Origin of the sequence: Streptomyces sp. NPDC056160, from assembly GCF_042268205.1 — a bacterium.
GTDB lineage: Bacteria > Actinomycetota > Actinomycetes > Streptomycetales > Streptomycetaceae > Streptomyces.
On sequence record NZ_JBHJUW010000029.1, the window covers coordinates 21890 to 47650 of the forward strand.

Sequence of the window (25761 nt, forward strand, 5' to 3'; positions counted from 1 at the left end):
TCGACGCGTCGCCCGCCCACTGTGTGTGCGGCGTCCGTGAGCCTTCTCTCGCTTGGTGCAAATGGCGTCAAGACGGCGGATAAGGGGTGATCAAACCCTGGATCGAACCCTGGCCGTGACCGAACGACGTGTATGTTCCGGGGCCGAGAGCCATGGAAGGGACCGATCCGGTGAACAAGAAGCTCGCGGCCGCACTGTCCGGCGGTGCGGTACTGGCACTGGCACTGACGGGATGCTCCGGCAGCAGCGACGACGGCAAGAACGACGCCCTGGACACCTGGGCCAAACAGGTGTGCGACGGAGTCCAGCCGCAGGCGAAGAAGATCCAGGCCGCCAGCGCCGCGATCCAGAAGCAGACCTCGGACAACACGCCGACGAAGACGGTCCAGGAGACCGATGCCCAGGCCTTCCAGGACATGTCCGACGCCTACAAGGCGATCGGCGCCGCCGTGAACAAGGCCGGCGCGCCCGACGTCGAGGGCGGCCAGAAGAAGCAGCAGGACGCGGTCAAGGAACTCAACGACCTCGGCACCTCGTACGCCTCGCTCAAGCAGCAGGTGGACAAGCTCGACACCAAGGACCAGGCCAAGTTCGCGGACGGGCTCAAGGACATCGCCACCCAGCTGGACAAGCTGAGCAAGACCGGGAACGACGCGCTGAAGAACCTGGAGGAGGGCGACGTCGGCAAGGCGATGGCGACCCAGCCGAGCTGCAAGTCGGCCTCGACCACGGCCTCCTCCGCGACCGCCTCACCGTCGAACGGCTGAGTTTCCCCGTCGATCGGCTGAGTTTCCCCGGCGAGCGGCTGCTGGGCTGCCCCTGACGGCGCTCGCCCCGGCGCGGTCCGTCCCGTAGGCGGACGTGGAGACGGGACGCGGAGCCCGGGGCGGGCCGGACGCGCGCGCGATGTCGGTGGGAGCCGACACAATGGGTGCGTGAGTGACTCCAGCCTGCCCGCCCCGACCGCCCTGCCCGCTGCCGACCGCCCGGACGTCGCAGCCCGGCTCAGGGACGCCCTGCTCGGCGCGTCGTTCACCGCCGACGGACTGCTCGAACTGCTCGGCGCGCCCGCGTACGCGGCGCTGGCCCGCAGCGAGACCGTGCCCGCGCTCCGGGCCACGCGCGGGGACACGCCGATCGAACTGCTCGTCCGGCTCTTCCTGCTGCAGCAGCCCGTGCCCCACGCGCGCGTGGCGGACGTCCTACCCGTCGAGGCCTGCCTGGAGACCGGCTGGCTGACGCGCGTGGGCGGCGACGAGGTGGCCGCGACGGTGGACGTACGGCCGTACGGCGGGCTCGACGGCGAGGACTGGTTCATCGTCTCCGACCTGGGCTGTGCGGTCGGCGGCGCGGGAGGCATCGGCAGCCAGGACGAGGGCGTCGTGCTCGGCGTCGGCGGCGCCTCCACGACCCTGGCCGGCATCACGGTCCGCACGCCCGTCGGCTCCGCGCTCGACCTCGGTACCGGTTCCGGGATCCAGGCGCTGCACGCGAGCCGGCACGCCACGCGCGTGACCGCGACGGACCTCAACCCGCGCGCGCTGCACATCACCGCCCTCACCCTCGCGCTGTCCGGGGCCCCGGCCGCCGACCTGCGGGAGGGTTCGCTGTTCGAACCCGTCCGCGACGACGAGACGTTCGACCTGATCGTGTCCAACCCGCCCTTCGTGATCTCGCCGGGCGCCCGGCTGACGTACCGCGACGGCGGGATGAGCGGGGACGATCTGTGCCGCACGCTCGTTCAGCAGGCGGGGGAGCGGCTGAACGAGGGCGGGTTCGCGCAGTTCCTCGCCAACTGGCAGCACGTCGAGGGGGAGGACTGGCAGGACAGACTCAGGTCATGGGTGCCCCGCGGGTGCGACGCGTGGATCGTGCAGCGCGAGGTGCAGGACGTCACGCAGTACGCCGAGCTGTGGCTGAGGGACGCCGGTGACCACCGCGGCGACCCGGCGGAGTACCAGGCGCGGTACGACGCCTGGCTGGAGGAGTTCGAGGCGCGCAAGGTGAAGGCCGTGGGGTTCGGCTGGATCACCCTGCGCAGGACGGGTTCCGCGTTGCCCTCGGTCACCGCGGAGGAGTGGCCGCACCCGGTCGAGCAGCCGCTCGGCGACACCGTGCGCGCGCACTTCGCCCGTCTCGACTACCTGCGGGAACACGACGACGCGGCGCTGCTCGACGGGCACTTCCGGCTCGCCCGGGAAGTCGTGCAGGAGCAGGTCGGGCTGCCCGGTGCGGAGGATCCCGAGCACGTGGTGCTGCGCCAGCACCGCGGCATGCGCCGGGCCACCGCGGTGGACACGGTCGGTGCCGGTTTCGCGGGTGTGTGCGACGGCACGCTGAGCGCCGGCCGCATCCTGGACGCCATCGCCCAGCTGGTCGGCGAGGATCCGGTGGTGCTGCGCGACCGAACGCCGGCCCAGATCCGGCTGCTGGTGGAGCAGGGCTTCCTGGAGCCGGCGCAGTGGGAGCCTGCGGGCTAGGTGTGTTGGCCCGCAGGGTTGTAGACCGTTGCAGTACGAGGGGCGTGGCGGTCGCGGGGGTGGTGCCGCACACCGTTTCCTCGGCCATTTTTCGGTCATCCCCCACCGGCTGCCCCGCGCCCCGCGGACCGTCGTCCGCCGAGCCGCGCGGCCGTCCGGCCGTCCGGCGTTCACTCGGGGTTGGCCGGATCGCCGCCCGGGGGTGCCAGCCTCCCCGTCCGGGGGCATCCGGGGCGGGAGGGCACGTAGATGGAAAGCGGTCCGGCGATCTTCGTGGGGACGGTGTTCGCCCTGTTCGGAGCGGCCCTGCTGGTGTGGACGGCGGTCCGGGCGCGGCGCCGGGAGCCGGTCGCCCTCGGGATGCGCCAGACCGTGTCGGCGGCCCTCGCGACCGTGATCGCCCTGGGGTCCCTCGTGCTCGGGGCGTGGTGCCTGACGGGTGTGTGAGAACCGACGCGGCGCTCCGCCCTCCGTATCCGGCAGATCACCTTCCGCATCCGCCCGAACGGGCCCGTGGACACTCCGGGCGGCAGGAAGGGCGGTAGTCGGGTTACCGTTCGAGTGGCCGTTGCGGGCTTTTCCCGTTTGACACGGGGGCGGGATGTACCGTCACACTCCGCAGCGTCAGCACTGCCCGGCCCCGGGAATCCACAGCCCGGGGGGACCCAGCGAGACACAGCGAGACCCAGCGTCGACCGGAGAGAAGAGCGAAGTTGTCCCCGACCAGCGAGACCGCACAGGGCGGCCGCCGACTCGTCATCGTCGAGTCGCCTGCCAAGGCGAAGACGATCAAGGGCTATCTCGGCCCCGGCTACGTCGTCGAAGCGAGCGTCGGGCACATCCGTGACCTTCCCAACGGGGCCGCGGAGGTCCCCGAGAAGTACACCGGCGAGGTCCGCCGCCTCGGTGTGGACGTAGAACATGACTTCCAGCCGATCTACGTGGTCAACGCCGACAAGAAGGCCCAGGTCAAGAAGCTCAAGGACCTGCTGAAGGACTCCGACGAACTCTTCCTCGCCACCGATGAGGACCGCGAGGGCGAGGCCATCGCGTGGCACCTCCAGGAAGTGCTGAAGCCGAAGATCCCGGTCAAGCGGATGGTCTTCCACGAGATCACCAAGGACGCGATCCGGGCCGCCGTCGCGAACCCGCGCCAGCTCAACCAGAAGCTGGTCGACGCCCAGGAGACCCGCCGCATCCTCGACCGCCTCTACGGCTACGAGGTCTCGCCGGTCCTGTGGAAGAAGGTCATGCCGCGGCTGTCCGCCGGCCGCGTCCAGTCCGTCGCGACCCGGCTCGTGGTCGAACGGGAGCGCGAGCGCATCGCCTTCCGCTCCGCCGAGTACTGGGACCTGACGGGCACCTTCGCGACCGGCCGCGCGGGCGACTCGTCGGACCCGTCGTCCCTGGTCGCGCGCCTGCAGACGGTCGAGGGCCGGCGCGTCGCGCAGGGCCGTGACTTCGACTCGCTGGGGCAGCTGAAGAGCGCGAACACCCTCCACCTCGACGAGGTGAACGCGCGTGCGCTCGCCGCCGCCCTGGAGAACACGGACTTCTCCGTGCGCTCCGTCGAGTCCAAGCCGTACCGCCGCTCGCCGTACGCCCCGTTCCGTACGACGACGCTGCAGCAGGAGGCCAGCCGCAAGCTCGGCTTCGGCGCGAAGGCCACCATGCAGATCGCGCAGAAGCTGTACGAGAACGGCTACATCACGTACATGCGTACGGACTCCACCACCCTGAGCGACACGGCGATCAGCGCCGCCCGCGCCCAGGTCACGCAGCTGTACGGCGCCGACTACCTGCCGCCGCAGCCGCGCACGTACGCCGGGAAGGTCAAGAACGCGCAGGAGGCGCACGAGGCGATCCGTCCCTCGGGCGACCGCTTCCGCACGCCCGCCGAGACCGGTCTGACCGGCGACCAGTTCAAGCTCTACGAGCTGATCTGGAAGCGGACCGTCGCCTCCCAGATGAAGGACGCGACCGGGAACTCGGTCACCGTGAAGATCGGCGGCAGGGCGGCCGACGGCCGGGACGTCGAGTTCAGCGCGTCCGGCAAGACGATCACCTTCCACGGCTTCCTGAAGGCGTACGTCGAGGGCGCCGACGACCCGAACGCCGAGCTGGACGACCGCGAGCGCCGTCTGCCGCAGGTCGCCGAGGGCGACGCGCTGACCGCCGAGGAGATCACGGTCGACGGGCACGCGACCAAGCCCCCGGCCCGCTACACCGAGGCCAGCCTGGTCAAGGAGCTGGAGGAGCGGGAGATCGGCCGCCCGTCGACGTACGCGTCGATCATCGGCACGATCCTCGACCGCGGCTACGTGTTCAAGAAGGGCACGGCGCTCGTGCCGTCCTTCCTGTCCTTCGCCGTGGTGAACCTCCTGGAGAAGCACTTCGGCCGGCTCGTCGACTACGACTTCACCGCCCGCATGGAGGACGACCTCGACCGCATCGCGCGCGGCGAGGCGCGGGCCGTGCCGTGGCTGAAGCGGTTCTACTTCGGTGAAGGCACGGGCGAGGGCGGTGCCGCGGACGCCGGCAACGGCGACGGGGACCACCTCGGCGGCCTCAAGGAACTGGTGACCGACCTGGGCGCGATCGACGCGCGCGAGGTGTCGTCGTTCCCGGTCGGCAACGGCATCGTGCTGCGCGTGGGCCGCTACGGCCCGTACATCGAGCGCGGCGAGAAGGACACCGAGCAGCACCAGCGCGCAGACATCCCGGACGACCTGGCCCCGGACGAGCTGAGCGTCGAACTCGCCGAGGAACTGCTCGCCAAGCCGAGCGGCGACTTCGAGCTGGGCGCCGACCCGGAGACCGGCCACCAGATCGTCGCCAAGGACGGCCGCTACGGCCCGTACGTCACGGAGATCCTCCCCGAGGGCACCCCGAAGACGGGCAAGAACGCGGTCAAGCCGCGCACGGCGTCGCTCTTCAAGACCATGTCCCTGGACACCGTGACCCTCCAGGACGCGCTGAAGCTGATGTCGCTGCCGCGCGTCGTCGGCACCGACGCCGAAGGCGTCGAGATCACCGCGCAGAACGGCCGCTACGGGCCGTACCTGAAGAAGGGCACGGACTCGCGTTCACTGCAGTCCGAGGACCAGCTCTTCACGATCACGCTGGAGGAGGCGCTGGCGATCTACGCCCAGCCCAAGCAGCGCGGTCGTGCGGCGGCCAAGCCGCCGCTGAAGGAGCTGGGCGAGGACCCGGTCAGCGGCAAGCCGGTCGTGGTCAAGGACGGCCGCTTCGGGCCCTACGTCACCGACGGCGAGACCAACGCGACCCTGCGCTCGGGCGACAGCGTCGAGACGATCACTCCCGAACGCGGGTTCGAGCTGCTGGCGGAGAAGCGCGCCAAGGGCCCGGCCAAGAAGACCGCGAAGAAGGCCGCCGCCAAGAAGACGACCGCGAAGAAGACGACCTCGTCCACGGCCGCGAAGAAGACGGCGGCCAAGAAGACCACGGCGAAGAAGACCACCACGGCCAAGACGGCCGCCAAGAAGACCACCGCCAAGAAGGCGACGGCTTCCCGGACGGCGACGGCCGAGGACTGAGCCGCCGCACGGTACGGAGCCTCGGCCCTGTGCCGCGGATCTTCACACCCGTTCACGCATTCACACATCGCACGCCCCGTGCGCGCGCTCCGGCAGCACATCGCTGCCGGGGCGCGCGGTCGTTTCCACCGGGGCGCGCAGCCGCGTTTCCACCGAGGCGCGCAGACGTTCGGACGGTCACCGCATGCTGTCGGTGCGTCCCGATAGGCTGAACGCATGACGCGAGCCGAGCAGCCAACGGCCCACACCCCGGCCCCCGACGACGCACTGGTGGTGGACTCCCGCGAGCGCGCCGTGCGCGCCCTGCTGCGCCGACCCCAGCTGAAGCGGCTGTGGAACGCCCAACTGGTGGGGGGCGTGGGAGACACCCTCGCGCTCCTGGTCCTGGTCGCCCTGGTCCTTCAGGCGGCCGTCGCCCAGGGGTCCTTCGGCGGCGGCTACCGGGGCGCGGCGTTCGCGGTGGCGACCGTCTTCGGCGCGCGCGTCATCGCGACGCTGCTCTTCGGAGCGGTCCTCCTGGGCCCGCTCACCACGCTCACCTCACCCGACGGCCCGCTCGACCGCCGCTGGACCATGGTCGGCGCGGACGGCGTCCGTGCCGCCCTGCTGATCGTCGCCCCGCTGTGGATCGACTGGACACCGGGCAACGCACTGACGCTCCTCCTGGTCACCGCCTTCGTGACCGGGGCCGCCGAGCGGCTGTGGACGGTGTGCCGGGAGAGCGCGGCACCCGCGCTGCTGCCCGCCCCGCCCCCGGAGGGCGCCACCGTGCGCCCGTTGCCGGACCATCTCGACGCCCTGCGCCGCCTGTCGCTGCGCACGACCTTCCTGACGATCCCGCTGGCGGCCTGCTTCCTGATCGTCGCCTCCCTGTTCAACAACCTCCTGGGCACCGGCGTCGCGTGGTTCGACCAGCACCAGGCGGCCCTCGCCGCGTACGTCGCGGCCGGTCTGTTCGCCGCGTCGCTGTCCGTGCTCACCTACCTGGAACTGCCCGGCACCCGCACCCCGCGCGCGCGGTCGCCGCTGGAGGGGCTGCGTCGCCCCAAGACGGGCACCGGAGTGGACAAGGGCCGTACCGGAGCGGTGCCGCTGCTCGTGTTCGCCTCCGCGGCCGTCGCCGGGGCGATCGCCGCCGCGGTCGCCGTCTGCGCGCTGCACGCCCGGGACCTGGGCGGCGGCCCGGTCCTCTACGGGCTGGCGGTGCTCGCCCTGACCGGCGGAGTCGTCGCCGGCATCCGTACGGCGCCCAAGGTGCTCGTCTCGCTGTCGCGGCGCCGGCTGCTCGCGCTGGCCGTCGCCGTCACCGGGATCGCCCTGCTCGCCGCAGGCCTCGTCCCCGACGTCACCACCGTCCTGCTGCTCCTCGCCCTGGCCGGGGTGAGCGCGGGCATCGCCGCCAACGCGGGGCACACGCTGCTCGACCTGGAGGCCGAGGACCAGCGCAGGCCGCGCATGACCGAGCACCTGCACGCGGTGGTACGGGTCGTCGTGGCCCTCGGTGCCCTGTGCGCCCCGGTGGTCGCGGCCGGGATCGGGCCGCACCGGCTGGAGAACGGCAGGTTCGTCTTCGCGCACGGCGGCGCGGCCTTCACCCTGATGCTCGTCGGCGCGCTGCTGCTGCCGGTGGCCGCGCTGGTGCTGGCCAAGGTCGACGACCGCTCCGGCGTACCGCTCCGCCAGGACCTGGTGGACGCGCTGCGCGGCGGCGACGACCCCGTGACGGCGCCCGCCGGGTCCGGCTTCTTCATCGCCCTGGAGGGCGGGGACGGCGCGGGCAAGTCCACGCAGGCCGAGGCGCTCGCCGACTGGATCAGGGCCAAGGGACACGAGGTCGTCCTCACCCGCGAGCCGGGCGCCACGCCGGTCGGCAAGCGGCTGCGCTCGATCCTCCTGGACGTCTCCTCCCAGGGCCTGTCCCACCGCGCCGAGGCACTGCTGTACGCCGCCGACCGCGCGGAGCACGTCGACACGGTCGTACGGCCCGCCCTGGAGCGAGGCGCCGTGGTGATCACCGACCGGTACATCGACTCGTCCGTCGCCTACCAGGGCGCGGGCCGGGACCTGTCCCCGACGGAGATCGCCCGCATCTCCCGATGGGCGACGAACGGACTGGTGCCGCACCTGACGGTCCTGCTGGACGTCTCTCCGGAGACGGCACGGGAGCGGTTCACCGAGGCGCCCGACCGCCTGGAGTCGGAGCCGGCCGAGTTCCACGCGCGCGTGCGGTCCGGCTTCCTGGCGCTGGCCGCCGCCGACCCCGGGCGGTACCTGGTGGTGGACGCCGGTCAGCAGCCCGAGGCGGTCACCACCGTCGTCCGGCACCGGCTCGACCAGATGCTGCCCCTGTCCGAGGCCGAGGTGAAGGCCCAGGAGGAGGCGCGGAAGCAGGCTGAGGAGGAGGCCCGCCGCAAGGCCGAGGAAGAGGCCCGGCGCAAGGCCGAGGAGGAGCGCCTGGAGCGGGAGCGCCAGGAGCAACTCGCCCGGCTGCGCGCCGAGGAGGAGGAGCGCAAGCGGCGCGAGCTGGAGGAGGCGCAGCGGCGCGAGGCCGAACGGCAGGCGGAGGAGGCCAGGCAGCGCGCCGAGGAAGCGCGTCGCCGCGCCGAGGAGGAGCGCGCCCGGCTGCTCGCGGAGGAGCAGGCGCGCGTGGAGGCCGAGGCCCGGCGCAAGGCCGAGGAGGAGCGACTGCGCAAGCAGGCCGAGGAGGAAGCCCGGGTGCGGGCCGAGGCCGAGGCGCGGCGCCTGGAGAAGCAGAAGAAGGCCGAGGAGGCGCTGCTGCGCGCCGAGGAGGCCCGGCGGGCGGCCGAGCAGGCCGCTGTCGCGGCGCAGACCGGCCCCCGCAGGCCGACGCCCCCCGCCGCCTCCGCACCGCCGTCGGACGCGGCGACCGTGCCGACGCCGCTGGTGAGCCCTGCGAGTGCGGGGAGCCCGGGACCGGAAGGGGCCACGGACGCGACGCCGGACGAGACGGCGGTCCTGCCGGCGGTGCGTGACGTGCGTGACATGCGTGACCCGTGGGGTGACCGGGGCGGGCGCGACGGTGTCGCGGGTGGACCCGGCGGGTCCGGCGCTCCGGGCGCTGCGGGTGGCCGGGGGGGCGGGGGTGGCGCCTCCGGCGGAAACGCCGGGCCGGAGTCCGAGGCGGAGGTCACGGCCGAACTGCCGCAGCCGCCGATCCGGCCGGAGGCTTCCGGGACCCCGTCGGCGCCCGCCGGCTCGGCGGACGAGACGGCGGTCCTGCCGCAGGTGCCCGCCGACGGCGGTGACACGGGTGCCGGTGTGCCCACCGGGGCCGCCGACGAGACCACCGTGCTGCCCCCGGTGCGGGACGCGGGCCCCGCGGACGTGCGGGGCGGGGACATCTCGGACCGGGTCCCGCCGGGGTTCTTCCGGGACGAGCGAGTGTCGTCCGTCCGGCCCGACGGCTCCGACGACAGGACGCGCGAACTGCCGCAGTTCGAGGCCGACGGGCACGCCGGGGACGCACGCCCGGCACGACCGCGGCCGGACTGGGCCGAGGAGACGCCGCTCGACGACCTGCCGACCCTGGCGGACGAACTGCTGGGTCCGCATCAGGGCGAGGAGGAGTACGAGGAGTACGACGACGGCCGCACCCGCGGGCGCGGTGAGGGCCCCGGAGACGGCCGGGGCCGCGGACGCAGGGGCTGACGAGGAGCGCGGGGCTGAGGGCGAGTGCCGGACTGACGGCGTGCGCCGGGTTGACGGTGTCAGCCGGGCAGACGGCGTGCGTCGGCGGGGGCGGGTCCGGCATGCGGGACTGCCGGGCCCGGAGCGCGAGGGCACCGGGCCGGGCGAGCGTCGAACTGCCGTACGGGCCGCCCGTGCCCCCAGCCAGCCGCACCCCAGCACCCCAGCCGCACCTCCGCCCCGCCCCCGCCCCGCCCTCGCCCCGTTGTCAGTGGCTCCCCGCACAATGGATCCCGCACCATGAACCATGACGAAAGGGCGGCGTGACCCATGAGCGTGTGGGACGACCTCGTCGGGCAGGAGAAGGTCAGCGAGCAGTTGGCCGCCGCTGCCCGGGACGCCGACGCCCTGGTCACGGCGGCCGTCACCGGTACCCCGCCGCCCGAGGCGTCGAAGATGACGCACGCGTGGCTGTTCACCGGCCCACCCGGCGCGGGGATCACGCAGACGGCACGCTCCTTCGCCGCCGCGTTGCAGTGCGTCAGCCCCGACCGCGCTCTCGGCGGCACCCCCGGCTGCGGCTTCTGCGACGGCTGTCACACGGCGCTGGTCGGCACCCACGCCGACGTCTCCACAGTCGCCGCCGTCGGCGCGCAGATCCTCGTCGACGACATGCGGGACACCGTCCGCAAGTCGTTCACCTCCCCGGCGAACGGCCGCTGGCAGGTGATCCTGGTGGAGGACGCCGAGCGGCTGAACGAGAAGTCCGCCAACGCCGTGCTGAAGGCGGTGGAGGAGCCCGCCCCCCGCACGGTGTGGCTCCTGTGCGCCCCGTCGGTCGAGGACGTCCTGCCCACGATCCGCTCCCGCTGCCGCCACCTGAACCTGCGCACCCCCTCCGTGGACGCGGTCGCCGACATGCTCGTACGCCGTGACGGTGTCGAGCCGGACGTCGCCGCTGCCGCCGCCCGCGCCACGCAGGGGCACATCGACCGGGCCCGCCGCCTGGCCACGGACCCGGCCGCGCGCGAGCGCCGCGCCACCGTGCTGAAGCTCCCGCTCCGCCTCGACGAGATCGGCGGTTGCCTCAAGGCCGCCCAGGAACTGGTCGACGCCGCCGCGGACGACGCGAAGGCGCTCGCCGAGGAGACGGACACCAAGGAGACCGAGGAGCTGAAGGCGGCGCTGGGCGCGGCCCAGGGCGGCCGGCTGCCACGCGGCACGGCGGGCGTGATGAAGGACCTGGAGGACAAGCAGAAGCGCCGCCGCACCCGGACGCAGCGCGACAGCCTCGACCTCGCCCTGACCGGCCTCACCGCCCTCTACCGCGACGTCCTGGCCCTCCAGCTCGGCTCCCGGGTGGCGATCGCCAACTCGGACGTGGAGGACACCCTGGAGCGGATCGCCCGGGGGAGTTCCCCGGAGGCCACGCTGCGTCGCATAGAGGCGATCGCCGCCTGCCGCGACGCCCTCGACCGCAACGTGGCCCCACTGCTGGCTGTGGAGGCCATGACGATGGCCCTCAGATCCGGCTGACGCCTGACGCCTGACGCCTGACGCCTGACGCGTGACTCCTGACGCTTGAGACGGCTGACGGCTGACGGTCGCCCCGACCCGCCGCCACTTCTTCACTCTCGGTAGCGCTCGTCGCGCCGGGGGTCACTCGTACGGGGCACAGCGCGGACAAAACGTACGTATGTGATCGCGGAGAGTTACGCTCGCTCGATGTACTTCAGGCGCGCCCTCCGTCCGAGCGACCTTCCGAGCGACCCCCAGAACGACCAGCTGAGCGGCCCCATGACCACCACCGCACGCCCGACCGCACCACCCTTCACCGACTCGCCGAGCCGTCCCCGCACCGGTGCCGGCCTCGTCGCGCTCCTCTCAGCCGCCGCACTCCTCGTACCGGCCTGTTCCGCCGGGGAGCCGCGGCACCAGCCCGCGCCCGCGGCGGAGGCGGTGCTCGCGGCACTGCCGCGCTCCACGCCGTCCGCGCTGACGCCGTACTACGGGCAGAAGCTGACGTGGCGCGACTGCGGGGCGCCCGGTTTCCAGTGCGCCACGCTGAAGGCGCCGCTGGACTACGCCAAGCCGTCGGCGGGCGACGTGCGGCTGGCCGTGGCCAGGAAGAAGGCCACGGGACCGGGCAGCCGGCTGGGCTCGCTCATGTTGAACCCGGGCGGGCCGGGCGGTTCGGCCATCGGCTACCTGCAGCAGTTCGCCGGGCTCGGCTACCCGGCCGAGGTCCGCGCCCGCTACGACATGGTGGCGATGGACCCGCGCGGGGTCGCCCGCAGCGAGCCCGTCGAGTGCCTGGGCGACCGGGAGATGGACTCGTACACGCAGATCGACGTCACCCCGGACGACCGCGGGGAGACCGACGCGCTGGTGGGCGCGTACCGGAAGTTCGCCGAGGGCTGCGGCGCGCACGCTCCCCGGTTGCTGCGGCACGTCTCCACAGTCGAGGCCGCCCGCGACATGGACATCCTGCGGGCCGTCCTCGGCGACCGCCGGCTGACCTATGTGGGGGCGTCGTACGGGACGTTCCTGGGGGCGACGTACGCCGGGCTGTTCCCGGACCGGGTGGGTCGCCTCGTGCTCGACGGCGCGTTGGACCCGTCGCTGACCGCGGCGCGGATGAACCTGGACCAGACGGCGGGATTCGAGACGGCGTTCCAGTCGTTCGCGAAGGACTGCGTGACGCAGAGTGACTGCCCGCTCGGTGGCCGCGGCACGACGCCGAAGCAGGCCGGCGACCACCTGGCGGCCTTCTTCCGGAAGCTCGACGCGCACCCGATCCACACCGGGGACCCGGACGGCCGCGACCTCGGCGAGGCGCTCGCCACGACCGGGGTGATCGCAGCGATGTACGACCAGTCCGCGTGGCCGCGGCTGCGCGGGTCGCTGGACTCGGCGATGAAGGACGGCGACGGCGCCGCCCTGCTGGCCCTCTCCGACAGCTACTACGAACGCGACTCCGGCGGCCACTACAACAACCTGATGTACGCCAACGCCGCCGTGAACTGCCTCGACCTCCCCCCGTCCTTCTCCACCCCCGCGCAGGTGGAGAAGGCCCTCCCCACGTTCGAGAAGGCGTCCCCGGTCTTCGGCAGGGGCCTCGCCTGGGCGTCCCTGAACTGCGCGTACTGGCCGGTGAAGCCCACCGGTGCCCCGCACCGCATCGAGGCGAAGGGCGCGGCGCCCATCGTGGTGGTCGGCACCACCCGTGACCCGGCCACCCCCTACCGCTGGGCCCGGTCGCTCGCCGGCCAGCTCTCCTCCGCCCGCCTCCTGACCTACGACGGCGACGGTCACACCGCCTTCGGCCGCGGCAGCCGCTGCATCGACACCGCGATTGACGCCTACCTGCTCCGCGGCACCCCGCCGTCCCGGGGAAAGCGCTGCTCATAGCCGCTCCCACCCGCCTCGGGGCACCCCCTCCGGGGCGGGTACGAAGCACCACACGAAACTGTGTAGACTTACGGACGTTGCCGATCGCACCATGGTGTGGCCAGCACGCCGCTTTAGCTCAGATGGCCAGAGCAACGCACTCGTAATGCGTAGGTCTCGGGTTCGAATCCCGAAAGCGGCTCAGAGAAAGGCCAGGTCAGGCATCGTCTGACCTGGCCTTTTCTGTTGCCCAGACATCGGCGGGCGTGCGGCCGGGGTGCCGCAGGTTTGCTTGCGTGAGCGAGCCTCCGCCGAGGCTTGCCTGTGGGGCGGCGGGCGCTCGCCGCCGCCCGGCCGCTCGGAGTGGTGATCTCGGTTCGGTGCGGGGCCGCTGTTCACGCACAGTGTTGCTGTGGAGGGCGGTCACGCCCGCTGACCTTGCCCTCATATAAGAATGTTCCGGCTCTCATGCCCCATGAGGACGCAAGCATCAATAACTCCCTTGTTGTGCGAGCTGGTTGAGGTGACAGTGGGGTCATCCACCACGCCATTCTCGTCATCGGAGCATTGATGCGCCTCATCTGCTTCACGCCCCCAGGGGTGTGGCCGGGACATCAGTCGCCGGCACGGCCCCGTCTCACAGCTGCTGTGCTCCACGGAGCGCAACGATGAGCGTCGGGGGAGTGGGCATTCCGCGGCTGCAGGACCTCACCTACATCGAGGTCGCCCTCGGCAATGTCGCGCAGGGGGCGACATTCGAGCAGGTCCGCCGTGCCCTTGTCGATCGTGCTGCTGCGGTGGCGCGGGACGGGGACACCGACGGCTCGTACTCCGCCAGGAAGTGGGAGCTGACAAGGGCGGACACGAAGAAGCATGTCCACAACACCGTCGACGTCCTCAAGGAACTCATGCGGCTCGGCTGGGTCGAGAAGCACATCCTTCCCTCTGGGCCCAGCTCTGCCTACGCCCACTCCGATTCGGTGTTCACCCTCACCTCGGCGGGTGAGACGTGGGCGGCGCTGGTCGCCAGCGACCGGCGTGCGGCGTACAACGCACTTACTGGTGTGCTGCTCTCCACGCATCCGCAGTTCGAGGGCTTCCTGCGTCTGCTGGGGGCCCGGCCGGACAGTGAGGTTGAGCACCTGACGATTCCGCTCCTCAGGTTCAGTGCCTCCGGGTACCGGTCCAACGCGGTTTATCTCGACGCCTTCGTCGACTTCGCCACGGAGGCGGCGGCTCAGGGCGTGCTCGGCTGGGTTGCCCCGCCCGAAGCCATCAGCGAGGGTGTCCGCGGCTACGTCCGCCGGATCGAGGAGCGGGCGCGTGCCAGGCAGAAGGAGCTCAGCCGGAAGCAGTTCGCCACCACCTGTGAGGAGGCCATGTCCCGGCTGGTGTTCAGCGCGGCTGGCTGTCCCCTGGACTACATCAGCCTCGAGCTGCTGCGCAGGTGGACGCGGTTCCTGGGGCTGGCCAACTTCAGCTACTACGCGCCGGGCCCGTCGGCGATGCGGCTCTGGTCCACCGCTCTGGTCACGGGGAGCGACGCTTCCGTGGAGATCAGGCGACGAGTCGGTAAAGAGGTGCGTCGGGCCGCTCTGGACGCCCTCTGGGCAGTCTGGCGCGAGCAGCGTTCCGACGCGGCTGGAGGCATGTACCTGCCGGTCTGGCAGCTCCGTGCGGCCGTCTGCTGGAAGCAGCGGATCAGCGACGACGAGTTCGACCGGGCGCTGCGCGAAGCCCTTGCTGGCGAGCACCCCGGCCTCGGCCTGCGCATTCACCTCGATCAGGCATCGATGCGGGGCGCCCCCGCCTCGACCAAGCCCCTGATCATTCCCAGCGCGAGCGGGCTCCGGCGCGTGTTCAACGTCATCAGCGTCGCTCCGGAAGCCTCCGCCCACCTCACCCCTTCGACCACCACCGAGGAGACCTGACCCGATGACCGCCTCCACCCGCAGTGCGGGCCCCGTCTGGCTGAAGAGGCAATGGGGGCTGCGCAACAACCCCTTCCCGACCACCGGCATCGCCCGCCTGGGCGGCGCCGACCTGCGCGAGAACGGACTGCTCTACGAGCCCGACGTAAACGCGGACAAACTCGAAGAAGCCGTCGAGAAGTTCGTGCTCGGGGCGGCCTTCTCCGGACTCCGGTTCGGTTACCTGTGGTCGACCGGAACCGGGCCGGGGGACTCAGACGCCCGCGGCTTCGGGAAGTCCGTGCTCATGCAGCACCTGACGGGCAGCCTCAACGAGGACTTCGGCCGCGCCGCATATCTGAGCTGCGGGCTCGATGAGGAGGACGCCGCCGAGGAGCCGATCTGCGGGCTACTGACGAGCTTCGACACTGCCCAGATCCGGTCCCTGAGTGCGGCCCTCTTCACCGCCGTCGAGTACGCGACGGACTTCCGCGTGGACGACGCGGGCCCCACGCTCGTGCAGCGCCTGCGCGAGGCGTTCGTCGCCCGGACCGCGACCGACGATCCGCAGAGCCTGGCCAAGATCGTGGTCGAGCAGCATCGAGACCTGCGGGGCCGCACTCTGGGACCGCCGGATGACAAGCTCATCCTGGCCCTGTGCGACGCCGATCCGACGGTGGCCCAGGATTACCTGGACAAGGTCAAGCCCGCTTCGCGCACCCGGAACGGCGCCGTGTACCTCGCGACGTTCCTCCTCTTCGCGGCGGCCGCGGGCATGAAGCACGTCCTGCTGTGCTGTGACCAGCTGGAGGATCTTGCGAGCACCACCACGGCGAAGGCCAAGCGCGATCTCGAAACCGAACGGTTCCGCGACATCATCCTCGAAACGCTGCCGATGGCCGACATGCTTAGCATCGTCGTCACCATGCACCCCCGGGCGGCGCTCACCATCGGTACGGCCTGGGAACTGGCGGATCTGCCGACCTTCGAGGTCTCGGAGGCTAACAAGCACCGGATCGTGGTTCTGCCGGCGCTGCGCGACCTCGACTCGGCCGTCAAACTCCTCTCCAAGTACCTTGCCGCCGCTCGCAAGAGCGATGACCGGCCACGCGACGACGTGTACCCGTTCACTATGGACGCGGTCTCGGCGCTGTTTAGCCGGTCTAACCGCAAGCCGCGTGACGTGCTGCGCAAGGCGCATGGTCTTATCGAGGCCGCGTCGGGGGACAACCTGGTGACCATCGACGAGCAGGACGTCATGCGATACCTGGACGCGGTGGGACCGGACACCGACGAGGACATCGGCCCCGTCGTGACGGGACCGGTGTCCATGACCCTCGACTGGAGCGCGGGATGAGCCGGTTATGGCCGTGCCGTGGAGAGCCGACGTGACGACGGACGCCTGCCGGCTGTGCGGAGACCGCCTGTCGCCCTGGGAGAAGAAGCGCTGCGGATGCGGCGGACCGCGCTGGGCGAGCCGTTCGGAGATCATGTACGCGATCGCCTGCTCGGTCCGCTCACCGCTCCACGTCCGCGACTTCGTCCGCCTGGCCCAGCGTGATTACGGATGTGAGATCGCCGTCCCGAGTGCCACCGCAGTGCTCGCACCCGACCAGCGCTTCTGCTGGGCCGGACAGGGAACGTACGGTCTGTACCGGCACGGCCCCTTGCCTGGCCCACGGAACTTGGAGGGGGTGAGCCGGCTGGTTCTCCTGGCGGCGGAGGAGCCCATGACAGTCGATGCGTTGGACTACTGCCTGAAGCAACTCGGATATCGGTACAACGTGGCCTCGCTGAAGAACGCGATCCGAAGCTCCCGGTGGATCAGATGGCAGCAGGATGGCCGGTGGATACATGAGCGTGGAGACGCCGCCGAGGCTGAGCTGCGGCGGAATGTACCTGTGGCTCCAGCTGTCCCGAGCGAGGCATGGTCGGGCGTGCGCGATGTCCTGGCCGGGGATGTAAGGCGGCTCATCACTCAACGAGGGGAGAAGCTGCGCAATCTTGGTGCTCCGTACAGGTTCGGTCTCGACTGGGACGACGAAGCGCCAGAAGCGATGATGCTGACGTAAGTAAGGATTTCGAACTATCCCGAAAGCGGCTCCGGGAAGGCCAGGTCAGACGCCATCTGGACCTGGCCTTTCTGTTGCTTGGGCATGGCTGGGCGCACGGCTGCGGCGCCGTAGGCTTGTTCGCGTGAGCAGAGCGGCCGTCAGCCCTTCTTCGTGGCCTTCTTGGCCTTGGCCTTCTTCTTCCGCTTGGCCTTCGCCTTCTGGGCCTTCTTCGCCTCCTTGGCGGCCTGGCGGACCTGCGCTTCTTGCTCGGCCTTGCGCTGGAGGGGGACGAGCTTCGCGGTGGCCTCGGCGGCGCTCTTGCCGACGTGGGGGAGCACGCTCTGGTAGATGTCGCGTGTGATCCGGGTGTCGCTGTGCCCGAGTGTGTCCGACACGATCTTGATGTCGATGTCGGCGGCCAGCATGAGCGTGGCCGCGCCGTGCCGGAGGTCGTGCAGCCGGATCGGCGGCAGACCGGAGGCGGCGACAAGCCGCTCGAAGAGGTCGGTGACCTTGCCCGGGTGGAGCCAGGAGCCGTCCCCCTGGGTGAAGACGAGGCCGGTGTTCACCCAGGCCGCCCCCCACTCCGCACGGTCGGTCTCCTGCTGCTTACGGTGCCGCTCCAGGACGTCGACCGTGTCATCGTCCAGGGCGACGGTACGGAAGCCGCTGTCCGTCTTCGGCTCCGACGCCTCGACTTCCCAGCCGTCCTGGACGAGCTGGCCGGTGACGGTGAGGGAGTGCCGGTCGAGGTTGGTCTCCGACCAGGGCTGCCCGCACACCTCCCCGCGCCGCAGGCCGCGGAAGGCGATCAGGTGCCACATCGCGTACAGCCGGTCCTCGGCGACGAAGTCGAGGAAGGCGCCAGTGTGTTTCGGCGTCCAGACCATCACGGGGGACGGCTTCTCGCCGGAGTTCTTGTTCAGGGTGCCGACGCTTTGAAGATCACTTTCTCGGCAGCCTTGATCGCAGAGTTGGTCAAGGAGGCGTCGGGGAACGTGGGGTGCTTCAGCGACTTCGCCGGGGTTCGGAGGCGCACGACGGACCCTCGATGTTGGCGCCTCCCTCGCTGCGGCTCGTCAAGCTGTCGCTGATCAGATGGAGGGGCGTTTCGAGACTTTCGCTGACAACTTCGTCCGAGGGATGCGCCGACTTCCGCAAGGGCTTGAGGTCTACAGGCACCTGCTCGAGGCCGTCACCGATGCCAGCGACCAAGAGCTGCTCGACGGCATCGACTCTGCAGTCCTGCTGCAGCGGATCGCATCTCATCCCGGTGGGGCTGCAATCCGGGCCTCGGACCTGACGCAGGCCCTCGACCGCATCGACAGTCTGCAAGTTGAAGATCGGCGTGCAGCCTCTTGTGCTCACTTACAACAAGTCCAGCCGAAAGCTGTTCCTTGCGGATCGGTCCTTCCTCTTCCGGAGGCACGGCAACCCGAACTGGCCGTGGGCGGCAGGTGCTCCCGACATCACTAACGATCTTGCCCAGAGTGACCCTCTGGACTTCTGAGCACTCATGGGGCCAGTGTGCATGCCCAGGTCCTGTGCGTGAGCGCTGCGTGAGCGGACTGAGTGGCACTAGGGTGGACCCAGCATCATGATGATCACGGTCGGACGCCTCTGACCTGGGGAAACGGGATTCTGCGGCATCGTCCAGCACCACTCGGGATGATCTTGCAGGCCCTCGTAATGCGTAGGTCTCGGGTTCGAATCCCGAAAGCGGCTCCCTTGGAAAGACCCAGGTCACTCACTGTGACCTGGGTCTTTCTCGCTTTCATGATCGCTGCGTGGTCTAACCCGCTGCCCTCCCGCCGGGAATCGGGCCTGTCGGGTCCGAGACGGCTCCGGGGCGGGGCCCAAGGGGTCCCAGTGGGGGGCTGTGGGTAGGCCGCCTCCGGCGGTGCTGCCTCATGTGCGGCTGACCGTGACGTGCGGGTGATCGCGGTGCTCGATGTGCGCCGCGCGACGTCTTCTGGCGGGTAGGACGGGGTCGATACGATCTGCGCAGCGGCGAGTTGGGGGAGTCTTGCGTGGAACCCTTCATGGGAGTGGTGCTGTCGGCCGTCGGGACGGTCGCCTCGGGCGCGCTGTCCGGGGCGGGCGGGGAGATGGGCCGGCGGTCCTCGGAGACCCTGTTCGGACTGCTGAACCGGGCGCGCGCCGAGCAGGGGGCGTCGGCGCGCACCGCGCCGAGGTCGGGTGAGCCCCGGGCGGCCGGGCCGCGGGCGGTCGCCGGCGCGGCCCCCACGCTGCCGGTGACCGAGGACGAGCAGCGCGCGGCGGCGGCATGGCTGACGGAAGTCGCCCGCAGGTCGCCCGAGTTCGCCCGCGAGGTGGCGCAGTGGCTCGACGAGGCGTCCTGGGTCGGCCCACAGGCGGTGCCCGCCGGGGCGTACGGAGCCGTCCGCCCCCGGATGCTGCCACCGGCCACCGCGGTCTTCACGGACCGCGAGGACCTGACGGCCGCGGTCACCGCGCTGCTCGACGACACCGGGCGCCCGCACGGCGCCCCGGCGGTCGCCGTCCTCACCGGGCCGGGCGGCATCGGCAAGACCGCCGCCGCGGTCAACTGCGCGCACCTCCTGGCCGACCGGTTCCCGGACGGCGCGCTCCACGTGGACCTGGCCGGAGCGTCCGCGGGCACGGCGCTCGCGCCGTCCGAGGTGCTGGCCCGCTTCCTCGAACGGCTCGGCGTGCCGGCCGCCATGGTGCCCGGCGACGAGGCGCGTCAGCGGGACCTCTACCGGGACCGTACGGCCGGGCGGCGCATGGTGCTCGTGCTGGACAACGCCCATTCCGACGCCCAGGTCGTCCCCCTGCTACCGGCCTCCCCCGACTGTCTGGTCCTGGTGACGAGCCGGCGCAGACTGGACCGGCTCGTGGCCGCCACCGGGGCCCGTCACCTCACCGTGCCCCCGCTCTCGACGGCGGACTCGGTCCGCCTGCTCACCCGCATCGTCGGGCAGGAGCGGGCGGCGGACGCGGAGGCGGGCGTCCGGGCCGTGGCCGAGGGCACCGGCGGAGTCCCGCTGGCCCTGTGCACCACGGGCGCGCGTCTGGCCGTACGGGAGCACCTGGCGTGGGAACGGGTGGCGCGGCAGTTGTCGGAACGGCGTTCCGGCTCCGGTCAGGAAGGGCAGGCGGGACCGGGCGGACAGGACGGGCAGGAGGGGCAGGCGATGCGGGAGGGGGAACCGCGGGACCCGGTGCGGCTCGCGCATGACGGTGCGTACCGCGAACTGGCACCCGAGTGCGCCGCCCTCTACCGGGCGATCGCCGTCTGGCCCTGGCCGGAGGTCACGGTGCGCTGCGCGGCGCTGGCGGCCGACGTCGAGGAGGGCGAGGCGCGCCGGTTGCTGGAGCAACTGGCCGATGTGCACCTGCTGGAGGAAGTGGCACAGGAGCGTTACCGGTTCCACGACGTGGCACGGGCCTTCGCCCACGACCTGGCCGTCACGGAGGACGGGCACGGACGGATGGCCACCGCCGTCCGCCGGGTCGCGGTCGGGCAGCTCAGGTTCGCGGCGGGCGCCGACTTCCGGGTCATCCCGTCCCGGTGGCGGCTCGGCCCCGCCTACGCCTCGCTCACCCTGCCGGACCACCGGGACCCGGAGGACGGCAAGCGCGCGCTGCGGGAGCTGCGTGCGGAGCGCGAGAACCTCGCGGCGGCCGTGCGTGCCGCCGCGCACCACGGTTTCGACGACCTCGTGTGGCAGCTGTGCGAGGCGATGTGGGGGCTGCACCTGCGGCTCGGTTTCCACGAACAGTGGGCCGACACCCACCTGCTGGGCGTGGCGGCGGCCCGGCGCGGCGCCGCCGAGTTCGGCGACCGGCGGGCCGTGGGCCGTGTGCTGGTGCAACTCGCCTTCGCGTTCATGGGGCTCGGGCGTGCGGCCGACGCGGAGCGGGCCCTGACGGAGGCGGCCATCGCGGAGGAGGACTGCGGGCACCACCGCGGGAAGGCCAGCGCGGTGGAGGCCCTGGGGCTGCTCCACCTCAAGCAGTGGCGGTGGGCGGACGCCGAACAGGCCTTCGGGGAGGCCGGCCGGATCCTGGACCGGATCGGGGAGGGCGACCAGGGCTGGGCGGATCTGCCGCGCGCCCGCGCCCTGCTGGACCACCACACCGGCCGCGCGCAGGCCAAGCAGGGCCGCACCGCCGAGGCGGTCGCCCGGCTCAACGCCGCGCTCGTGCGGTTCCGCGAACTGCCCCGCGGCGGTGACCGCTACAACGAGGGCCGCGTGTACATGAGCCTCGGGGAGACGCACCTGGACGCGCGGGACACGGAACTCGCCCTGGTGTGCCTGGACAAGGCGGTCGACACGATGAGCGCCGAGGGCGCGGAACCGCAACTCGCCTTCGCCCTGGAGCTGAGAGCCGGATGCCATCACCGCGCGGGCCGCACGGAGGCGGAGCGGGAGGACCTGCGGGCCGCGGCGCTTCTCCACGAGCGCGGTGACGACCAGCAGGCCCTGGCCCGCCTACGGGCCCGGTCGGCCGGACGGACCCGGTCGGCCGGGCCGGAGTCCTGAGCACCGACTCCGTCGCATGCGTCCGCCTTCCCACCGGACCTCGTCACCGCACCGGTCGAAGGGGCTCGACCCGTACGCGGTGGACCGTGTCCCCGGTCCGTACGACGAGGTCCCACGCGGCCTCGGGCAGCGGCTTGCCGCCGGTGGTCCAGGCGTACAGCGCGGACGCGTAGGCCGCCGGATCGCACAGATCGGGCCTGCCGTCCGAGTCCGGGGCCGCCGTCAGCCGTACGGGGGCGTCCTCGCGGGTGCCGACGACACAGCGGTCGACTCCGTCGACGTAGACGGCCATGCCGCAGTACGGGTACCGGGCGAGCGTCTGTGCCGTCCAGGCGCCCGGGGGCCCGACCCGCGGATCGTCCGCGGCGCCGTACCGCACGACGACATCGGCGATACCCAGCCGTCCCGCGTGTCTCGTGTCCTCGTCGACCACCGTGTGGGCGGCGTCGAGGTGCTCGGGGCCGTCCTCGTCGGCGGTGGCGCGGCGGACCACCGTGACCTCCGGCGGGTCTCCGCCGAGCACTCGTGTCAGTACGCGGACCGGAGCCGTGTACCGGGGCGGTGTGAACGGCGGCAGGGGCAGGGGGTCGAGCAGGGCCGGGAGGCCGCGGGGCTCGGGCAGGTCCATGAGCCGGTAGAACAGGCGGCGCAGGAGCGCGCCCGACTCGCCCGGTGACGACGTCGTCTGCGCCGCCAGTTCGCGGTACCGGTCCGGCTCGTGGGCGGCGATGACCTGGTCGATCTGGGTCCGCAGCGCGTCCGGCCCGCCGCGCCGGACGAGCCGGGGAGCGGTACGGCCGAGGGCGGCGACGGGGGAGTGCGGGTCGAGGGCGTCCTCGGGGAAGGCCCCGAGGAGGACGGGGACACCGATCGACGCCGCGTAGTACGTCACGCTGCCGTGGTCCCCGATCACGCAGTCGGCCGCGATCAGGGCCTGGCGCCAGCCGTCGAGGGGCGCGACGGCGTCCAGGCCCGCCTGGCGGGCGTGGTCGAGCCAGGCCCGGACCTGTCCCGGGCCGTGGCCGTACCAGATGTTGGGGTGGAGGACGGCGGCGACGCGGTACTCGTCGGCGGGCAGTTCGGCGGCCAGCCGTGAGAGCAACCAGGGCAGCAGGTCGCCGGCCGCGCCTTCCCGGCGGGCCCCGCTTCCCCGGCCGGCAGTGTCCCTGCCACCGGTTCCGTGTTCCTCGCCGGTTCCGGTGGTGGCGCCGAAGAGCGCGCCCGTCGACCAGGTGGAGTTGAGCACGATCAGCCGACGGCCCGGACCGACGCCCAGCGCGCGGCGGAAACTGTCGCGCCGGGGGAGTGCGGCGAGGATGCGGTCGTAACAGGGGTCGCCGGCGAGTACCGCCGTGGGCGCCGCCTCGGGGCAGTACGCCCTCAGCCTCTCCAGCTGTTCGGGGTGGGACAGCACGGTCGCGGTCGCGAGCGGACGCCCGTCATCGAGCAGCCAGTCCGGCGACATACCGAAGACCGGTGCTCGGTGCTCGGTGCTCGGTGCTCGGTGCTCGGTGCTCGGTGCTCGGTGCTCGGTGCTCGGTGACGCCAGTTTCTTATTGTATCCAACGCCATGTGACAAGACCGCCAACTTGCCCTGGAAAGCGGCTAGTTCGCCCCCGTAGCTGGCCGAGACCGCCAGGTCGAACTCGGTCTCCTTGGCCTGCTCCCAGGGGAGGACGGGCAGCCCTGCCCGCGCCAGCAGCTCCGGTACGCCGGCGAGGAAGGGCGAGGAGCCCGTGCACGTCGCGAACAACTGCACGCGTAGATCGCCGTCGAACAGCGGGAGTGTGTCCAGCAGGCGGGTGGCCGAGGTCACGTTGTGGACGATGAACAGGATGCGACGGCAGCCCGCCCGGGTGATCCACCGCTCCGCGTCCTCGCCCACCGGTACGCGCAGTCGCGCCGTCCCGCCCATCCCCGCCGCTCCCCTCCTCGTCGCCCACCCGATGCTATCGAGGGGAGGGCGGGGCCGGGTCAGCCGAGCACCCGGACCGGGCTCCCCGCCAGGTATGCCTCGATGTCCTCCACCGCCTGCCCGTAGCAGCGCGCGTAGTTCGCCTGGGAGACGTAGCCGAGGTGCGGGGTGGCCAGCAGGCGCGGCGCGGTGCGCATCGGGTGGTCCGCGGGCAGCGGTTCGGTGTCGAAGACGTCGATGCCCGCCCCGGCGATTCTTCCCTCGCGCAACGCCGTGAGCAGCGCTTCCTGGTCGACGATGGCGGCACGGGAGGTGTTGACGAGGTACGCCGTCGGTTTCAGGAGGGCCAGTTCACGGGGGCCGAGCAGTCCGCGGGTGCGGTCGCTCAGGGCGAGGTGGACGGAGACGAAGTCGGCGTCCGACAGCAGGTCCTCCTTGCTCGGGGCCAGGGTCACGCCCACCTCGTCGGCCCGTTCCTTCGTGAGGTTCTGGCTCCACGCCGCGACCTCCATGCCGAAGGCGAGCCCCACGTGGGCGACCCGGCTGCCGATCTTGCCGAGTCCGAGCAGGCCGAGGCGGCGGCCGTGCAGGTCGGCGCCCACGGTGGACTGCCAGGGGCCGCCGCCGCGCAGCGCGTTGCTCTCCTGGACGACCCCGCGGGCCAGCCCGAGCAGCAGGGCCCAGGTCAGCTCCACCGGCGGGGTGGAGGAGGACTGGGTGCCGCAGACGGTCACGCCGCCTGCGCGCGCCGCCGCGTGGTCGATGACCGAGTTGCGCATGCCGGAGGCGATCAGCAGTTTCAGGCGCGGCAGCCGGTTCAGGAGGGAGGCCGGGAAGGCGACCCGCTCGCGCAGGGTCACCACGATGTCGGCGTCGGCGAGCGCCTCGGCCAGCGCGTCCTCCGTGGCGAAGTGCTCGGTGTACGGGACGACGTCCACCCGGTCGCTCAGCGGTGACCAGTCGGCGGCGGTGAGCGCGGCGTTCTGGAAGTCGTCGAGCACAGCGCAGCGCAGTCGCATGTCTGTCGTTCCTCCTGCGGGTTCGGTGTTCCGGTCCGGTAGTGGATCTCCGTGGCCCCTTGGCCCCTTGGCTCCTTGGCTCCTTGGCCCCTTGGCTCCACGGCTCCACGGTTCCTTGGCTCTCCAGGGGTACCGCAGGAGCGGCCGCCGGGTGAGTCGCGGTAGGACGCCGGAAAGAGGCGGCAAAGCGATGTCGCGTCGGGACAACCGGCGGAAATGAGGCAACATCTTGGTGAACGAGGAGCAGGGCGCCGTGCGGTGGAGTACGGGTCCGCCGTCGCCGGATGGGGTGAGCAGAGGTGGTGGAAGCGGTGGAGCCGAGGATCGCCGTCGCCGTGGTGACCATGGGGAACCGGCCCGACGAGGTCGACGCCCTGCTGGAGTCCGTGGCCAAGCAGGACCTCGCGCCCGCCCGCATCGTGATCGTCGGCAACGGCTGCCGGCTGCCCGAGTTCGCGCACCGCCTCTCCCTGCCCGGCGAGGTCACCACCATCGACGTCGACGACAACCTCGGCTGCCCCGGCGGCCGCAACGTCGCCCTCGCCCGGCTCCGCGAGTTCGGCGACGTCGACGTGGTCGTGGAACTCGACGACGACGGGCTGCTCGTCGACGCGGACGTGCTGCGCCGCGTCCGGGACCTGTACGCCGCCGATCCGCGGCTCGGCATCGTGGGCTTCCGCATCGCCGACGAGCGCGGCGAGACCCAGCAGCGGCACGTTCCCCGGCTCGGCTCCGCCGACCCGATGCGCGGCGGCTACGTCACCGGGTTCCTCGGCGGCGGGCACGCCCTGAGCATGCCGATGCTCGACCAGACCGGCGACTGGCCCGCGGAATTCTTCTTCGCGCACGAGGAGACGGACCTGGCCTGGCGGGCCGCCGACGCGGGCTGGAAGATCCTCTACGCCCCTGAGCTGCTGCTCCAGCACCCGAAGACCTCGCCCGCCCGGCACGCCATCTACTACCGCGTCACCGCCCGCAACCGGGTCTGGCTGGTCCGCCGCAGGCTGCCGCTCGTCCTGATCCCGGTCCACCTCGGCGTGTGGACGCTTCTCACCCTGCTGCGGACGCGCTCGGCCGCCGGACTGCGGGCGTGGCTCGGCGGGTTCGCGGAGGGCCTGCGCCGGCCGGCGGGGGAGCGGCGCCCCATGCGCTGGCGAACCGTCTGGCGGCTCACCCGGCTGGGCCGCCCCCCGATCGTCTGACGACGGTCCCGCCACCGCCACCGCCACCGCCACCGCCCCAGCCCTGCCCCCGTC

The 25761-nt window shown here is 71.9% G+C and carries 14 protein-coding genes, 1 tRNA gene and 1 pseudogene; 13 read left to right on the plus strand and 3 right to left on the minus strand.

Annotated elements, in window-relative coordinates; genetic code table 11:
- The first annotated feature begins 152 nt into the window (after positions 1-152).
- From ACFC02_RS13660 to ACFC02_RS13710, 11 genes are all read left to right on the plus strand, one after another.
- Positions 153-767: a small secreted protein gene (locus ACFC02_RS13660; protein WP_376356095.1), complete on the plus strand. Its 615-nt coding sequence runs from the start codon at positions 153-155 to the stop codon at positions 765-767.
- 168 nt (positions 768-935) lie between these two features.
- Complete coding sequence (locus tag ACFC02_RS13665) at positions 936-2480, plus strand: methyltransferase (protein WP_376356097.1); 1545 nt, start codon at positions 936-938, stop codon at positions 2478-2480.
- 249 nt (positions 2481-2729) lie between these two features.
- The gene (locus ACFC02_RS13670; protein ID WP_376356099.1) at positions 2730-2927 is read left to right on the plus strand and encodes a hypothetical protein; all 198 of its coding nucleotides are present in this window, start codon (positions 2730-2732) and stop codon (positions 2925-2927) included.
- Between the two features lie 266 nt (positions 2928-3193).
- Complete coding sequence (gene topA, locus ACFC02_RS13675; protein ID WP_376356101.1) at positions 3194-6037, plus strand: type I DNA topoisomerase; 2844 nt, start codon at positions 3194-3196, stop codon at positions 6035-6037.
- Positions 6038-6253: 216 nt separating this feature from the next.
- Positions 6254-9706 (plus strand): dTMP kinase, encoded by a 3453-nt coding sequence (gene tmk / locus ACFC02_RS13680; RefSeq protein WP_376356103.1) that lies wholly within the window; start codon positions 6254-6256, stop codon positions 9704-9706.
- A 309-nt stretch (positions 9707-10015) separates the two neighbouring features.
- Positions 10016-11221 (plus strand): DNA polymerase III subunit delta', encoded by a 1206-nt coding sequence (locus tag ACFC02_RS13685; protein WP_376356105.1) that lies wholly within the window; start codon positions 10016-10018, stop codon positions 11219-11221.
- A gap of 261 nt (positions 11222-11482) precedes the next feature.
- A complete protein-coding gene (locus ACFC02_RS13690) occupies positions 11483-13096 on the plus strand; it encodes an alpha/beta hydrolase (RefSeq protein ID WP_376356169.1) in 1614 nt (537 codons plus the stop codon).
- Between the two features lie 107 nt (positions 13097-13203).
- A tRNA-Thr gene (locus tag ACFC02_RS13695) sits at positions 13204-13277 on the plus strand.
- Between the two features lie 466 nt (positions 13278-13743).
- Positions 13744-15006, plus strand: coding sequence for a hypothetical protein (locus tag ACFC02_RS13700; protein WP_376356107.1), 1263 nt, complete (start codon positions 13744-13746; stop codon positions 15004-15006).
- Positions 15007-15010: 4 nt separating this feature from the next.
- Positions 15011-16342 carry a hypothetical protein gene (locus ACFC02_RS13705; protein ID WP_376356109.1) on the plus strand — a complete coding sequence of 444 codons (1332 nt, stop codon included), beginning with the start codon at positions 15011-15013 and terminating at the stop codon, positions 16340-16342.
- A gap of 31 nt (positions 16343-16373) precedes the next feature.
- Positions 16374-17057 carry a hypothetical protein gene (locus ACFC02_RS13710; RefSeq protein ID WP_376356111.1) on the plus strand — a complete coding sequence of 228 codons (684 nt, stop codon included), beginning with the start codon at positions 16374-16376 and terminating at the stop codon, positions 17055-17057.
- 140 nt (positions 17058-17197) lie between these two features.
- Here ACFC02_RS13710 and ACFC02_RS13715 read toward each other — a convergent pair.
- A pseudogene (locus ACFC02_RS13715) lies at positions 17198-17959 on the minus strand (site-specific integrase); the annotation flags it as partial.
- Positions 17960-19069: 1110 nt separating this feature from the next.
- Here ACFC02_RS13715 and ACFC02_RS13720 point away from each other — a divergent pair.
- Positions 19070-21571 carry an NB-ARC domain-containing protein gene (locus ACFC02_RS13720; protein ID WP_376356113.1) on the plus strand — a complete coding sequence of 834 codons (2502 nt, stop codon included), beginning with the start codon at positions 19070-19072 and terminating at the stop codon, positions 21569-21571.
- 43 nt (positions 21572-21614) lie between these two features.
- Here the strand turns inward: ACFC02_RS13720 and ACFC02_RS13725 are convergent, their stop codons facing one another.
- Together ACFC02_RS13725 and ACFC02_RS13730 are read right to left on the minus strand one after the other, a co-directional pair.
- A complete protein-coding gene (locus tag ACFC02_RS13725; RefSeq protein WP_376356115.1) occupies positions 21615-23486 on the minus strand; it encodes a hypothetical protein in 1872 nt (623 codons plus the stop codon).
- A gap of 59 nt (positions 23487-23545) precedes the next feature.
- A complete protein-coding gene (locus ACFC02_RS13730; protein WP_376356117.1) occupies positions 23546-24505 on the minus strand; it encodes a D-2-hydroxyacid dehydrogenase family protein in 960 nt (319 codons plus the stop codon).
- 299 nt (positions 24506-24804) lie between these two features.
- Between ACFC02_RS13730 and ACFC02_RS13735 the strand changes: the two genes are divergently transcribed.
- Positions 24805-25707 (plus strand): glycosyltransferase family 2 protein, encoded by a 903-nt coding sequence (locus ACFC02_RS13735; RefSeq protein WP_376356119.1) that lies wholly within the window; start codon positions 24805-24807, stop codon positions 25705-25707.
- The last annotated feature ends 54 nt before the right edge of the window (positions 25708-25761 follow it).